Here is a 15802-nt window from a genome sequence, read left to right on the forward strand (position 1 = left end):
TTACTTTCTAGTATTGTTATGCTTCGTTGGTATTTCTAACTTTTACATGATAGAATACGTTAGGTTTTGTTCCTACATACTCTAAAAGATGGTACATTCTATCACTTTCTTTCAGTTCGGCAACTTCACTCTCTTTGTCATTGATGTCGCCAAAAACGATAGCTCCGTTACTACATGCCATTGAGCAAGCTGTTTGAAACTCACCATCTTCGATAACCCGTCCGTCACGCTTAGCATCTAAGATAGTTTTCTGTGTTTTCTGGATACACATAGAACACTTTTCTATAACACCTCTGGACCGTACATTTACATCTGGGTTCAATACCATTTTACCCAAATCATTGTTCATGTGAAAATCGAACTCGTCGTTATTGTTATACAAGAACCAATTGAAACGTCTTACCTTATATGGGCAGTTGTTTGCACAATATCGCGTTCCTACACATCTGTTATACGCCATTTGGTTCTGACCCTGACGACCATGTGACGTTGCAGCTACCGGACATACCGTTTCGCATGGCGCGTGATTACAGTGCTGACACATTACCGGCTGAAAGACTACTTGTGGATTACTTGAAGGATCTTCCAATTCACCAAATCCACCAAGAGATCCATTACCTCCAGAAAGACCATCAAAACCTTCCTTCTTGTTGATATCATCCTCAAAGGAATCCTCGGAAGAATAATATCTATCGATACGCAACCAGTGCATATCCCTTGATTTTCGCACTTCTGCTTTACCTACCACAGGAACATTGTTCTCCGCATGACAAGCAATAACACAAGCCCCACAACCTGTACAGGCATTTAAATCAATAGACATATTAAAATGGTGGCCTATAGACCTATCAAAACTATCCCAAAGATCAACAGAAGATGCGGGCACCTCTTGGTGATCTAAAGACACTTGTGGAACTTCATTCCACTCTGCATGGTCCTTTGTATTAAATATTTCAAGTGTAGTTTCCTTAATGATATCATTACGCCCCATAAGGGTTTTATGCAACTGCACACAAGCAAACTCATGATTACCAGCCGCCTTCTCTATCTTAACTGTTTGATTGGCGTTCATTCCTTGATAAAGCACAAAGGCATTAACCCCTGTTTGCATCTCCTCCTTCATTCCCACCATCTTGCCATAACCGAATGACAATCCAACAGATCCTTTCGCTTGTCCAGGTTGTATCACGATAGGCACATTTTCCAAAACAACACCATCTACGATAAGATTCACGTAATTACCATCCATACCACCGTCGGCAACATTTACATTTTCTACACCAATACTTTCAGCATCGGCTTTGGAAATAGTAACATAGTTATCCCAGGCAACCCGTGTAATTGGGTCAGGAAATTCCTGCAACCAAGGATTACTGGCCTGCTGACCATCTCCCATACCAACCTTGGAATACAATGTAAGCTCTATACCGTCACTGGTAGCATTTACCAAACTTCGCAATGCAGAAGTCATTGGTATAGTCGCAACACCCTCTGTATTCTCTTCAGCTTCTGCGGAATCCATTAAATCATTACCCACAGCTAACGTAGATGCGCTAAACACGCCGTCTTGTAATGTTTGTCCCCAATCGGCACCATTTAAAATAGTACCTGTCCAGGTATCCTTTATATAATCGTAGTACGTTTTATCACTACCCATCCAATCCAAGATAGCAGTTTGCAACTGTTTTGTATCGAAAAGCTGTTGGATTGTGGGCTGCATTAAGGTATAATGACCCTTCTTTATCTCAACATCGCCCCAAGACTCCAAGTAATGGTTCGTAGCTCCTACATATTGAACTACCTCTGTTGTTTCGTTCCAGTTTTGGGAAAAAGCCAATGTAAGATCAACTGCATCAAGACCTTCCTTAAAGTCCGCCGTATTTGGTAATGAGTACATAGGGTTCACTCCATCCATTATCAACGCGGCAACCCTTCCAGCTTTCATATCTGAAATAAGTGCGTTTACAGCCGTCACGCTACCTTGTCGAACATATCTTGGGGCAGCAGGGTCAAAAGAGGTGCTTGCAAGCATTCTGTTTATTGCTAAAACCACCATCTGGGCATTCACATCATCAAGTCCGGATATAACAACAGCATTAGATCCTGCGTTTTTTACCTCTGTAGCCAATTGATCAACAATCGCTTCATATTCAGATGTGTTACCGCCTACGGATACACCACTAAGCTTTCCGTACAATTTGGCTAACACTATTTTCTGTGCTGTTGGCGTTAGCGGAATTCTTTTATCGGCGTTCGCTCCAGTTAAGCTCATATTGGCTTCTAACTGAACATGCCTGGACATTTTTCCATTTTTAGGAATTCGCCCTTTTGAATATCCATTATCGAAACCACCACCTTGCCAATCGGAAAGGAAATCCGCCCCAAAAGAAACTATAAGGTGTGATTTTTCAAAGTCATAATCTGCCAATGCCCGCTCTCCATAAGCATTCTCAAAAGCCGTTAACGCTGCATCCTCAGAAATTGAATCATAAGTTACATGGCTAACATTTTCATTAGCAACAGTTAATTCGGACATCAATCTATTTGTAGAAGGACTAGCATAGGTTTGGGTTAAAAAAACAATTTTTTTACCTTCTCCAGGACTACTCATTTTAGCCTTTACAGCTGCATTCAAAACATCCCACTCAACAGGCTCTCCATTAGCCATTGGTCCTTGCAACCTAGTACTATCATATAAGGAAAGTACAGACGCCTGTATTCTAGCATTAGCACCACCATTTACCTTGGCAAGTGTATTATTCTCCACCTTAATCGGCCGACCTTCTCTTGTTTTTATTAAAATACTCGCAAAATCGAAACCGTTTGCAATCGAAGTAGCATAGTAATTAGAAATCCCAGGAACAATGTTCTCGGGTTGTACCACATAGGGAATTGACTTAATAACCGGACCTTCGCAAGCCGCCAAAGAAGCAGCTGCGGTACTAAAACCAACGTACTTTAAAAAATCCCTACGATTAGTATTTGTAGTAGATAAAGTCTCTTTGTCTCCTAAAAATCCCCAACGGGAATTTCTTCAACAAACTCGTTCTGTCTTAGCGCCTCAACAATGGAATCGTTAGGATCTAACTCCGCTTCGTTTTTCCAGTACTTTTTGTTTGATGACATACGTATATCTGTAATTAACTTCTTAAACTTATTAATAATGACACTTTCCACATTCCAAGCCTCCCATTTGGGCAGCGGTTAAATTTTCTACACCATACTTTTTGGAAAGCTCTGCATGAATCTTTTCGTAGTATTCATTACCCTCTACCTTAACATTGGTTTCTCGGTGACAGTCAATACACCAACCCATTGTTAATGGCGAATATTGGTACATAATCTCCATTTCCTCTACAGGCCCGTGACATGTGGTGCAGTCCACACCCGCAACAGAAACATGTTGAGAATGGTTGAAATATGCAAAATCTGGCAGATTATGGATTCTCACCCATTCTACGGGTTGACTTTCACCAGTATACTTCTGATTTTCTTCATCCCATCCTACAGCCTTGTATAATTTCTTAATCTCATTCGTATAAAACTCATTCGTGTAACCGTTGGCTAAATCTTCAGCCGTAGGTCCTTCCGGATTACCTTTATACTCATAGATTGATTTATGACAGTTCATACATACATTCAACGAAGGTATTCCAGAGTGTTTTGAAACTCTTGCCGATGAATGACAATACTGACATTCTATTTTATTTGCTCCTGCATGAATCTTATGCGAGTAATGAATGGGCTGTATGGGAGCATAACCTTGATCCACACCCACCTGCATCATCCAACCATAAGCAAAGTAAGCACTGCCAAGTAGTAAAAATATAGCAGTAACCAATACCAAAAACTGATTCTGGGCAAAAGCTTTCCAGATAGGAGTTCTCTTTTCAGCGTTTTCTTTCTCCAACATCACTCCATTGGCGTTTGCAATTCGTCTTAAGGTTACGTTAACCAAGACTAACATAACCACCAACAATGCAAAAACAAGAAGCAACGCACCTAAAATAACCTCATTTGATATACCACCCGAAGCAGTACCCGAACCGGCTACAACAGCAGCATCAGCAGCCGCTGCAACGGGAGCAGGGGGAGGAGCGGCCGTATAGGCCAAAATATTATCAATATCGGCATTAGACAGCGTAGGAAATGCGGTCATTGCAGCCTGATTGTACTCCTCATAAATCTTTACAGCATAGGCATCACCGGACTTAATCATGCCCGCACTATTCTTTATCCAAGAATACAACCATTCCTTATCCAAACCTTCCTCTTCTGCCAAACGCGTTTCCACGTTCGCCAACGCAGGACCAGTCATTTTGCGATTCATCGCATGACAAGCGGCGCAATTTTGATTAAACAATGCTTTTCCAGCTACAGGATCTACAGATCCTTCGACAGCCGCATCTTGAGCAGTAAGCGCAACCGAAAAAAGGAGGGAAAATACTACACTAAAGACAGAAGCTTTAGAAAACTGATTTAGGTATGTCACCTTTTTCATATATAAAATGTTTCAATCGGATTCTTGGCATGGTTATGGACATTGCTTGAATATACAACCAATTAAACGCCTGAATTGGATGCAAAAATACGACATTGACTTTATTTGAAAAAAGGTTAATCTATTTATAATTTACAATTTATAATTGTTCTAAATAAACATTTGAGCACGCTACTTAAGCCTCAAAAAAATTACCTTTGCAACTTGCACGTAACCATAATATTACAGCTATGAAACAATTATTTTGCATCTTTCTCTGCTTAACCATAGGTCAGTTCATCCACGCACAGGAAGGAACCATTCGTATTGAACAGGATGAAAAGATAGCGGTATTATTAGACCTGTATAAAACCGCGCTTAAAACTTCAGAATACTACAGAATTCAAGTTGGATTTGGCTCTCACGCACAGGCCGAAAGCATTAAGGCAAATGTAGAGACCGATTTTCCAAGCCTTCCCTCTAAAATTGATTTTGATTCCCCCACCTACCGTGTTAGAGTGGGTAAGTTCAAAACAAAAATGGAAGCTGAACGAAAATTTAACGAGGTAAGGGAAAAATATCCAAATGCTATGTTATTAAAACCAAAAAAATCGACCAAATAGGCCGATTTTTTTTATCTCATTTTAGCGCTTATTATTTCGATTTAAGCTTCTTCTTTACTGCCACTTCCTGGAAACCTTCAATGACATCTCCAATTTGTATGTCATTATAGTTCTTTATCTGGATTCCACAATCATAACCTTTGGCAACTTCCTTAACATCATCTTTGAAGCGTTTTAAAGAGGCGAATTCTCCGGTATAAATAACCACACCATCCCTAATCAAACGGATATTAGTGTTTCTAAACAACTTACCAGTAGTTACCATACAACCCGCTATAGTACCCACTTTAGATATCTTAAACGTTTCTCTTATTTCTGCCGTTCCGGTGATCTCCTCCTTCATTTCAGGAGAAAGCATACCTTCCATTGCATCTTTAAGGTCATTTATCGCGTCGTAGATAATAGAATACATACGGATATCTATTTCCTCCTTCTCGGCAATCGCTTTCGCATTACCCATTGGCCTAACGTTGAACCCAATAATTACAGCATCTGAAGCAGATGCTAGCAAAACGTCCGATTCTGTAATAGGACCAACTGCTTTGTAAATGATATTTACTTGAATTTCATCTGTTGATAGTTTTTGGAAGGAATCCGTTAATGCTTCAACAGAACCATCCACATCACCTTTAAGTATAATGTTCAATTCCTTGAACTCTCCTAGTGCGATTCTTCTTCCTATCTCGTCCAAGGTTATATGACGTTGCGTTCGAACAGATTGCTCACGCTGCAATTGTGATCGTCTTGCGGCAATTTGTTTTGCCTCCCGCTCATCTGCTAACACAAAAAACTTATCCCCTGCCTGTGGCGCACTGTCCAAACCTAAAATTGATATAGGCCTAGAAGGTCCTACTTGCGCTACATTCTTTCCACGTTCATCCTGCATTGCCTTAACCTTACCGCTAGTGGTACCCGCTAAAACGTAATCTCCAATTTTTAACGTTCCTGCCTGAACAAGAATGGTAGAAACATACCCCTTACCTTTGTCCAAAAACGCCTCCACTACAGTACCGGTAGCAGACTTATCCGGGTTAGCTTTCAATTCTAACAATTCTGCCTCCAGCAAAACTTTTTCAAGTAGTTCTTTTACTCCTGCACCAGTTTTTGCGGAAATATCATGGGATTGAATCTTTCCTCCCCAATCTTCCACCAATAAATTCATCTGTGCAAGACCCTCCTTGATTTTTTCAGGATTTGCCGTGGGCCTATCTATTTTATTAATCGCAAATACGATAGGAACCCCTGCTGCCTGCGCGTGACTGATAGCTTCTTTAGTCTGGGGCATTATATCGTCATCAGCTGCTATTACAATAATCGCGATATCCGTCACTTGCGCACCCCTTGCACGCATAGCGGTAAACGCTTCGTGGCCCGGTGTATCTAAAAAGGATATCATCTCTCCGTTTTCCAAGGTAACACCATACGCCCCAATGTGCTGGGTAATACCCCCGCTTTCTCCGGCAATTACGTTTTCTTCCCTTATATAATCCAGTAAGGATGTTTTACCATGATCTACATGGCCCATTACCGTAACAATTGGTGCTCTCGGCTTTAAATCTTCCGGAGCATCTTCTTCCTCTACAATGCTTTCCTCAATATCAGCGGTAACAAAATCTACCTCATAACCAAACTCCTCGGCAACAATAGCCAAGGTTTCCGCGTCTAAACGCTGATTCATGGTCACCATAATACCCAGGGACATACAAGCCGAAATAATTTCTGTAGTAGAGACCTCCATCATCGTTGCAACCTCACTGGCCGTAACGAACTCGGTCACTTTTAAGACCTTACTTTGTAATTCTTGTTGCTCTAAATCCTTTTCTGTCTGCTCTCTATGCTGATCCCTTTTACTTCTCCTATATTTGGCCCCTTTACCTTTCTTGGATTTTCCTTGTAGCTTTTCCAGAGTTTCCCGTACTTGTTTCTGTACATCCTCCTCTGTAGGCTCTACCTTATTTTGCGGCACCAATCGCCTAACGTCGCCTCTCCTCGTACTGCCACCTGATGTCCTAGAACCAGAACCCGTATTGGTGTTTTTACTTACAATACGCTTTCTGCGTTTTTTGCGATCCGTATTATCAGTTTTTTTGTCCTCTTTCTTCTTAGGTTTTCTAAACTTGGATAAATCAATTTTATCTCCCGTTATCTTTGGACCTGATAATTTTTGATACTGTGTTTCAATTGTTTTAGGTCCTTCTGGACTAACCTCGGCCTCCGAATCACCTTCTTTCTCTGAAACTGATGTTGCCTCTTTAGTTTCTGACGATACAGCTTTATCTTTGGTTACAGCTTCATTTTTCTTCGTGTCTTTCGATGACGTTGCTTCGTCCGCCACCATCGTTTCCTCCTTTTTAGATGAAACTTCTTCCTTTGCCACAACCTTCTCTTCTGAAAGAACAACGGGTTCGTCCTTTACAACTTTAGGCTTCGGCTGTGTCTCTTCAATCTTTTCCTCTGGAGCGGCTTCAGCTTTTTTCTTTTTAGGATTCAAGTCGATTTTGCCTACCATTTTAGGTCCCGCAAGCTCTACCTTGGTGCTGATAGGCCTTTCGGATTCTGCATTGCGTTTTTCACGGGCAAGTCTTCTGGCTTCCTGCTCCTGCTCTAGCTGGATCCTTATGGCCTCCTTTTCCTTCCGTTTTTCCTCCCCTACCTCTTTTGAAGCCACTTTTTTGCTCATATCGGTCTGAAACCCATCAAGCAAAACCTGATAAACCTCATCGGATATCTTGGTCGTTGGCCTAGCGTCCACCTCATGTCCTTTACTACTAAGAAAGTCCACGGCCCTATCCAAGGAAATATTAAGTTCACGAAGAACTTTATTAAGTCTTATTTTTGCATTGTCTGCCATAAATACTGATTCCCGTTCTTTATTCTTGTGCTAATATATAGCTAATCTTCTAATTCTTCTTTTAGGATACGAACAACTTCTAAGATTGTCTCCTCCTCTAAATCTGTTCGCTTAACCAAATCATTTACATCCTGCTCCAAGACACTTCTTGCAGTGTCCATCCCAATTTTCTTGAACTCTTCTATAATCCAAGCATCAATTTCATCCTTAAACTCGGTCAGCTCTACATCTTCCTCTACTCCCTCTCTAAATACATCTATTTCGTATCCTGTTAATTGTCCTGCCAATCTTATGTTATGACCTCCTCTTCCAATAGCCTTGGAAACTTCCTCTGGCTTCAGATACACTTGAGCGGTCATTTTTTCATCATTCAACTTTACAGAAGATACTCTCGCCGGACTTAAGGCTCTTGTTACCAATAATTGTGGGTTTGCCGTCCAATTAATTACATCAATATTTTCGTTCCCTAATTCCCTTACGATACCATGTATACGAGAACCTTTCATCCCCACACAGGCACCGACCGGATCGATGCGGTCATCATAAGAATCTACCGCAACTTTTGCTTTCTCACCAGGAATGCGAACCACTTTCTTCACCGTAATCAAACCATCGAATACTTCTGGGATTTCCTGAAAAAACAATTGTTCCAAAAACTTAGGAGCACTTCTGGACATAATAATAGAAGGTTTGGCACCTTTAAGCTCTACACTTTCAATAATCCCCCTAACATTATCACCTTTACGGAAAAAATCAGAAGGTATTTGTCGATCTTTAGGCAAGATAATCTCATTTCCTTCATCATCCAATAAAATCACCGCTTTATGACGTATATGATGTACCTCGGCCGTGTAAATCTCACCTTCAAGCTCCTTAAAGTGCTTATAAATAGTGGTATTATCGTGTTCGTGAATTTTAGAAATCAAATTCTGACGCAAGGCTAAAATTGCTCTTCTTCCTAAATCTATCAACTTAACCTCTTCGGAAACATCTTCCCCCACTTCAAAATCCGGTTCTATTTTTTGCGCATCTGTCAAGGAAATCTCTTCATTTTCATCTTCAACCTCACCATCTTCAACAACGATTCGGTTACGCCAAATTTCCAAATCCCCTTTGTCCGGATTAATGATGATATCAAAATTATCATCTGAACCAAACTTCTTTTTTAACGCATTTCTGAACACATCCTCCAAAATCGCCATAAGCGTTACCCGGTCTATAAATTTATCATCCTTAAATTCCGAGAAAGATTCTATTAACGCAATATTTTCCATGTATACTTTGAAATTAAAATTTTAATACAACTTTTGCTTTACTGATTTCTGAGAAATCAATTTCTTTCCTTTTTTGAACGGTAACCTTGCCTTTACCTATAGGTTTAGGCTCCCTGGCTTTCCATTCCAAAACTATATGCTCTTCGGCAACAGCCGTGAGACTACCTTCGTACGTTTCAGAGGCGGTTTGGACCTCCAATTTTCTGCCAATGTTTTTTTTGTACTGCCTTGGCAGAAGTAATGGCGAAGAAGCTCCTGCGGACGCTACCTCTAAGGCAAAATCTTCTTCTTCCCTGTCTAAATTATGTTCAATAGCCCTGCTTATTTTTATACAGTCGGCCACGGTAACACCATGGTCCCCATCAATCACAACTTTTATCTTATTGTCCGTGCCTACTGAAAAATCGATTAAAAAAAGCGAATCATCTTCTTCCAAACCCGCTTCTAACAAAGCTCTCACCTTACTCTGCAACATAATAATAGTTTCAATACCAACTAATAAAGGACTATAGACAAAGTAAATTTTTTCTAATAAAAGAGGGGACAAATTGTCCCCTCATGAATACTTCAATATCCTTTCAGTGATGCAAATATACAATAAATTTGATTTCTACAATACCGTATCCCCTTACAATTAAATGATTTGACCATACTACCTCGTTCTTTACACATTTTTGCATCCCACCAGTTCATTGGTTCAATCTTTTAGACCTACTTTTATGCACTCAAAAAATTATACTACAAACCACATGGACGTACTATCATCTTATAATCTTATCATTGAGGCCTCTGTAATTATTATACTTTCTTTCTGGTTCAACGGTATTGCAAAGAAGACCAATATCCCATCGGTACTTATGCTAATCGTACTAGGCATTATTTTACAATATGTATTGAGGTATTTTGTGCCAGAAGCCTTGGATTTTTCTGGTGGATTAGAACTCCTTGGAATTATTGGTTTGATAATGATCGTATTGGAAGCCGCACTGGAACTTGAACTCAAGCGTGAAAAACTTGTGCCTATTTTAAAATCCATGGCGATAGCCCTCTTAGGGCTTTTAGGCTCCGCTTATGCAGCGGCGCTCATTTTACATCAGTTCATACCAGATATGAGTATGCAATCTGCATGGCTTTACGCCACACCATTATCCATTCTTTCGAGTGCAATTATCATTCCTAGCGTTAGTGGGCTTTCTGAAAACAAAAAAGAGTTCCATATTTATGAAAGCACGTTTTCTGACATTATGGGGATTATGATGTTTTACTACCTTATTGGCGGCCTTAATCCTGCAGAAGATGGCGGCGTTGCAGGTTTTGCGGGCAATTTAGCACTAACCATAGTAATTGGGCTCGTTGCCAGTTACGCCATTATCCTCATTTTTCAACAAATAAAGAGTCAGGCTAAACTTTTCCTACTGATTGCCGTGCTCTTATTACTTTATGCTATAGGTAAGAAATTTCACCTTTCCTCCCTCATTATCATATTAATATTTGGTTTGGTAATCGCGAACGTTAAACTATTTTTTCCGGGGAAAACCGCCGTTTTTCTAGAGCATGAAAAAATCAAACAAATTTATCATGAGCTACACATCATAACGCTAGAAACCGCCTTTGTGGTGCGAACCTTTTTCTTTGTTGTCTTTGGGCTAAGTATCGTAATTACATCGCTCTTCAACTTTAAAGTAGCCTTGGTAAGCCTACTTATCATTGCATCCATTTATACGATTAGATTTGTAATTTTAAAAATATTTATTGGAAAAGATATCTTACCGCAGTTGTTTGTAGCACCAAGGGGACTTATAACCGTTTTATTATTCTATGCGATACCAGAGAAAGCTCAAGTAACGAGTTTTGAATCTGGAATATTACTTTTTGTTATTATTGCTACAAGCCTAATTATGACATGGGCAATGATCAAGGATAAAAAGAAAATGAATACGCTATTAGACGAAATTGATGAAGAATACACAGAACGGAATGAGGCCGAGGATGCTTTAAGGGAACAACAAAAACTACAACAACTATCAGACGACACTATTTCTACTATGGACTCAGATGCTTCTACGGAAAGTACAAAATCACCCGATTTGTAGCAAACCGCTATCTACCTTATTTAACAGAAGCAGAAACAACACCTGCTTTTACCTGCCCAGTCCCTGTCTTATAGGTATTGATACTGTCCATTTCTTTTCTAAACCTAAGTATCATCAAGGTATCCAACTCACTTTCTATACTATCCTGCATACTCCTCCAGTTACTGGCGTTCATAGATTTATTGAATTCGGTAATTTTGTTAAAGCGCTCCAAGTTATACCGGTTAGCCTTCCAAGCATGCTGGGTACTTTTTTGGTGCTCTTTATCTTGCAGATAAATACCTACAACAAAACCAACAACTACCAATACAAGTATAATTTTGAGATGCTTTGCGGTTAAATTCATAATGAGTGGTTTTAAAAACGAGCTAAATTATCATCCCATTTAAAAAGGAATGCTGTTAATCTAATTCTGATTTTAATTCATTTAGGGATGGCAATATACGAAATATCTCATCTGGACGACAAGATTTGCGATAACGGGATACAATTTGTCGTTAAAACCTTACATAAAGCATTTAAACAAATGACTGTCTCTTAACTAACACAAAATAAGTACATGAGTATGGTATACGCCTTTAAAACTTAAAACTGCTTATAATTTCAGCGTCCACAATAAAAAATACCACCATCTTAACGGTAACGAAATTTACTTTAAAATTTCTGTTGTGCCACAAGAACTCGCGTAGTCTGCGTTTAAGGCAATCTTATCATTCATTTTTCTTAAAACAAAAAACCCGACATCACGTTAAGGATATCGGGTTTTTTTAAGTTGGCCCACAAGGACTCGAACCTTGAATGACGGTACCAAAAACCGGAGTGTTGCCAATTACACCATGGGCCAATCTCTGTATGCAAAACTTAAGTTTTACATTCGAGGGTGCAAATTTAAAACAAAGTTTGGTTTGCACAAACATTTTTTTAAACAATAATCTTAAAAAACACTAGAACCGTCCTGTTAAAGGTTTATAAAAATTGTAGTTCGTTATCTATTTTAATTAGTAAATTCGCCCTTAGCTTTAACTAAGGTTACATGTTTTCAAAGAACTTTCAGAAATGGGACACTATACTTGGGTGGACCGTATTTTTTATTGCCTTCATAACGTACTACATTACCGTTGAACCTACAAACAGTTTTTGGGATGCCGGAGAGTATATCTCAACGGCAGCAAAATTACAAGTAGGCCACCCGCCGGGAGCACCTTTACTTCAAATGATAGGTGCCTTTTTTGCCATGTTTGCATTAGAGCCAAACCAGGTAGCCATGATGGTAAATCTGGTTTCTGGAATATCTAGCGCCTTTACCATATTGTTCATGTTCTGGACTATCACCAACATCACCCAAAAATTAATGGATACTGGTGAAAAACTTACAAATAGTAAGGCAATAGCCATTTTGGGAAGCGGTCTTATCGGATCACTGGCATTCACCTATTCCGATAGTTTCTGGTTTAACGCCACCGAGACAGAAGTATACGCAATGGCAAGCTTTATAATGGCTTTGCTGCTTTGGCTGGGACTAAAATGGACAGATAATTTAGATGACCCAAGAGGCAATAGATGGATTATCCTTATATGCTTCGTAGTCGGACTTACTTTTGGAATTCAGTTTATGGGCTTTTTGGCCATTCCGTCTATTGGGCTTCTCTATTATTTTAAAAAATATAAAACAACGACAGTAAAGAATTTTTTATTGGCAAACATTATTGTTGTAGGTCTTCTAATGCTGGTATATAAATTTTCCTTGACGTATGTATTGGTATTGTTCGGCTGGGGAGAGGTATTTTTTATAAACACCTTTGGTTTACCATTTAATTCGGGCTCCATTATTATTGGCATCCTCTTTATCGCAGCTTTTTACTATGGGCTAAGCTACACTAGAAAAAACAACTATAAAACAGGTAATACAATTGTGCTGTGCCTTATGTTCCTTTTTCTAGGTTTTTCTTCGTGGATTATGTTGCCCATACGTGCCAATGCAAAAGTCGTGATCAATGAAAACAACCCGTCCGATGCACGCGCACTTTTAGCCTATTACAACAGAGAACAGTATCCCGGCGTAGACAGTCCTATTTACGGAAGCTACTATTCCGAAATGTTCGCTGAGCAAGGCGAGGAAAGGGACGCCAAGCCTAAATACGAAAAAGATTACACCCTTGGCAAATACATCATCGTAAACAAATATATTAATGCCGATGTAGGACCTAACCCAGAACACCAAGGTATCCTTCCGAGAATGTGGAGCTCACAACATGCCGAAAATTATATGCGCCACTTTGGCCCCTTGGATTTTAGAATAACAAATCCGAACGAAGAACTCAGAAAAGCGGTAGACCAAGTGAAAACCGGATTCGCCAACGGAGAAATAGACGCAGACCAATACATAAGTTTCCTAAAACGTTTTGACGAATATATAGAAGTAGAACCGCCATCGGTCTGGGACAACATAAAATATATGGTTGAATTTCAATTCAATTATATGTACCTACGCTACTTTATGTGGAACTTTGTTGGAAAGCAAAATGATGTCCAAGGTAGATATAATGACAATGGAAACTGGCTCAGCGGTATTAAGTTTATAGATAGTTGGCGTTTGGGTAGCCAGCACAACCTTCCTAACGAAATAGAAAACAATAAAGGCAGAAATACCTATTTCTTCTTACCCCTTTTGCTTGGTATTATTGGCTTAGTTTTCCAAATCTCCAAAAACCCTAAGCAATTTTGGGTCTTATTAATTTTCTTTTTGTTCACAGGACTCGCTATTCAATTTTACACGAACCCATATATTTTTCAACCACGGGAGCGCGACTATTCCTTAGTAGGCTCTTTTTATGTATTCGCTATTTGGATCGGCTTGGGCGTATATGGCCTTTTTGATGGTTTTAAAGACTGGCTTTCCCCAAAAATATTGTCTCCGGCAGTTGTTGTTATTTGCTTACTGGCTGTACCAACCGTTATGGCCGTACAAAATTGGGACGACCATGACCGCTCCGGCAGGTTTACGGCCAATGCCTCTGCAAAAGCATATTTAGATTCTTGCCAAGAAGATGCCGGCGCTATTTTGTTTACCATAGGTGACAACGATACCTTTCCGCTTTGGTATGCGCAAGAAATAGAAGGCTATCGTACAGATGTGCGCATTGTATGTACCAGTTTGTTCGAAACGGATTGGTACGTAGATCAAATGAAGCACAAAGCCTACGAAAGCGAACCCATTCCGTCGCAGATAGAGCATGAAAAATACCGTCAAGGGAATAGAGACGTGCTCTACTTTCAAAAAGCAACGGACAACAGATGGTCTATCAAAGACTTCATGAATTGGATCGATAGTGACAAGCCTAGGACCAAATTCAAATACTTATTTGAACAAGGCGGCCAAGACCCAAACAATTATGACGAAAATACGCAAAACATGGTCTACTACCCTACCGATAAAATTAGGGTACCGGTTAACAAACAGAATGTTTTGGAAAGTGGACTCGTTAAGGAAAAGGATTCGGCGCTCATCGTTGATTTTATAGATATTGACCTGCCGGGTGTTATTACCAAAAAAAGTATGATGATGTTGGATATTCTTGCCAACAACGATTGGAAAAGACCGCTATATTTCTCTGGAGGAAGTTTCGATGATTCAGAATTTTTGTGGATGAAAGACTACCTGCAATTAGATGGTATGGCATACAAGCTGGTGCCCATAAAAACCGAACGCCTAAATGCGTTTGAAATGGGAAGGGTGGATACCGATTTAATGTATGATATTGTTACAAACTGGGATTGGGGAAATTCTGGAAGCACGGATATATACCATGATACACAAACACGCATCCAAAGTGTTTCTTATAGAAGCAACCTTGCACGCCTGATGGAGGCTTTGATTAAAGAGAACAAAATCGATAAGGCAAAAGACGTCATAGAGATTTCATTGAACAATATGCCTGTAGAACTCTTTGGATATTACACACTGGTAGAACCTTTTGTAGACGGCTATTACAAAGTGGGTGAAACCGAAAAGGCAAGAAATTTATTCGGCAAGTTGAAAACCGTTTACCAAGAGCGTTTGGAGTATTATGCCGGTACTAATTTAGATGAACAATACGGCAACATAGATGAAATTATTGCCGACATGGAAGCCTACAGACGTAATATAGACATTCTTATAAATAATGATGACAGGAATATTGCTGAAAAGGAAACACTCATATTCAACGAGTACATTGATAAATTCCAACACTTTTATAAAGACGAAGATGACTTTGAAGTTCCTGAAATAGCTCCAGAAGCTAATCCGGATATGCAGCAGGATACTATTCAACTAGACAATACCAAAACAGATGCATTACAGGATACTACAGCAGCGTTATTGGAAAACTAAGGTTAGTGTTGTAGAGTGTTGTAGAGATAGTTGTTTGTTAAAATGAACAAGGGGCAAATGAAAGGTATGCCTTATGCTTGAGCAAATATAAGTCCAAGCGCAGTATCTA

Annotated in this window: 8 protein-coding genes, 1 tRNA gene and 1 pseudogene; 3 read left to right on the forward strand and 7 right to left on the reverse strand. The window is 39.6% G+C overall.

The window, feature by feature from the left end; all coding sequences use genetic code 11:
* Nucleotides 1-16 precede the first annotated feature (16 nt).
* Both MS6x_RS06265 and MS6x_RS06270 read right to left on the reverse strand, forming a co-directional pair.
* Nucleotides 17-3126 (reverse strand): annotated as a pseudogene (locus MS6x_RS06265) (TAT-variant-translocated molybdopterin oxidoreductase).
* Nucleotides 3127-3157: 31 nt separating this feature from the next.
* Complete coding sequence (locus tag MS6x_RS06270; protein WP_482606135.1) at nucleotides 3158-4501, reverse strand: cytochrome c3 family protein; 1344 nt, start codon at nucleotides 4499-4501, stop codon at nucleotides 3158-3160.
* 230 nt (nucleotides 4502-4731) lie between these two features.
* Here MS6x_RS06270 and MS6x_RS06275 point away from each other — a divergent pair, with 230 nt between their 5' ends.
* Entirely contained in the window at nucleotides 4732-5103 is a 372-nt protein-coding gene (locus tag MS6x_RS06275) for an SPOR domain-containing protein (protein ID WP_482606136.1), read from the forward strand.
* A 31-nt stretch (nucleotides 5104-5134) separates the two neighbouring features.
* On the opposite strand, the gene infB is transcribed toward MS6x_RS06275, so the two are convergent.
* The 3 genes from infB to rimP are packed head-to-tail and all read right to left on the reverse strand — an operon-like array spanning nucleotide 5135 to nucleotide 9703.
* The gene (infB, locus tag MS6x_RS06280) at nucleotides 5135-7954 is read right to left on the reverse strand and encodes a translation initiation factor IF-2 (protein ID WP_482606137.1); all 2820 of its coding nucleotides are present in this window, start codon (nucleotides 7952-7954) and stop codon (nucleotides 5135-5137) included.
* A 41-nt stretch (nucleotides 7955-7995) separates the two neighbouring features.
* On the reverse strand, nucleotides 7996-9228 hold the full coding sequence (gene nusA / locus MS6x_RS06285; protein ID WP_482606138.1) for a transcription termination factor NusA: 1233 nt from the start codon (nucleotides 9226-9228) through the stop codon (nucleotides 7996-7998).
* A 13-nt stretch (nucleotides 9229-9241) separates the two neighbouring features.
* Nucleotides 9242-9703: a ribosome assembly cofactor RimP gene (gene rimP, locus MS6x_RS06290; protein ID WP_482606139.1), complete on the reverse strand. Its 462-nt coding sequence runs from the start codon at nucleotides 9701-9703 to the stop codon at nucleotides 9242-9244.
* Nucleotides 9704-9977: 274 nt separating this feature from the next.
* Here rimP and MS6x_RS06295 point away from each other — a divergent pair, with 274 nt between their 5' ends.
* A complete protein-coding gene (locus MS6x_RS06295) occupies nucleotides 9978-11321 on the forward strand; it encodes a cation:proton antiporter domain-containing protein (protein ID WP_482606141.1) in 1344 nt (447 codons plus the stop codon).
* A 16-nt stretch (nucleotides 11322-11337) separates the two neighbouring features.
* Here MS6x_RS06295 and MS6x_RS06300 read toward each other — a convergent pair whose 3' ends face one another.
* Nucleotides 11338-11667, reverse strand: coding sequence for a hypothetical protein (locus MS6x_RS06300; protein WP_482606142.1), 330 nt, complete (start codon nucleotides 11665-11667; stop codon nucleotides 11338-11340).
* Nucleotides 11668-12093: 426 nt separating this feature from the next.
* Nucleotides 12094-12165: transfer RNA gene (locus MS6x_RS06305), tRNA-Gln, on the reverse strand.
* Nucleotides 12166-12354: 189 nt separating this feature from the next.
* On the opposite strand from MS6x_RS06305, the gene MS6x_RS06310 reads away from it, so the two are divergent.
* Nucleotides 12355-15693, forward strand: coding sequence for a glycosyltransferase family 117 protein (locus MS6x_RS06310; protein ID WP_482606144.1), 3339 nt, complete (start codon nucleotides 12355-12357; stop codon nucleotides 15691-15693).
* The last annotated feature ends 109 nt before the right edge of the window (nucleotides 15694-15802 follow it).

It is taken from the genome of Maribacter sp. MS6, from assembly GCF_056839185.1.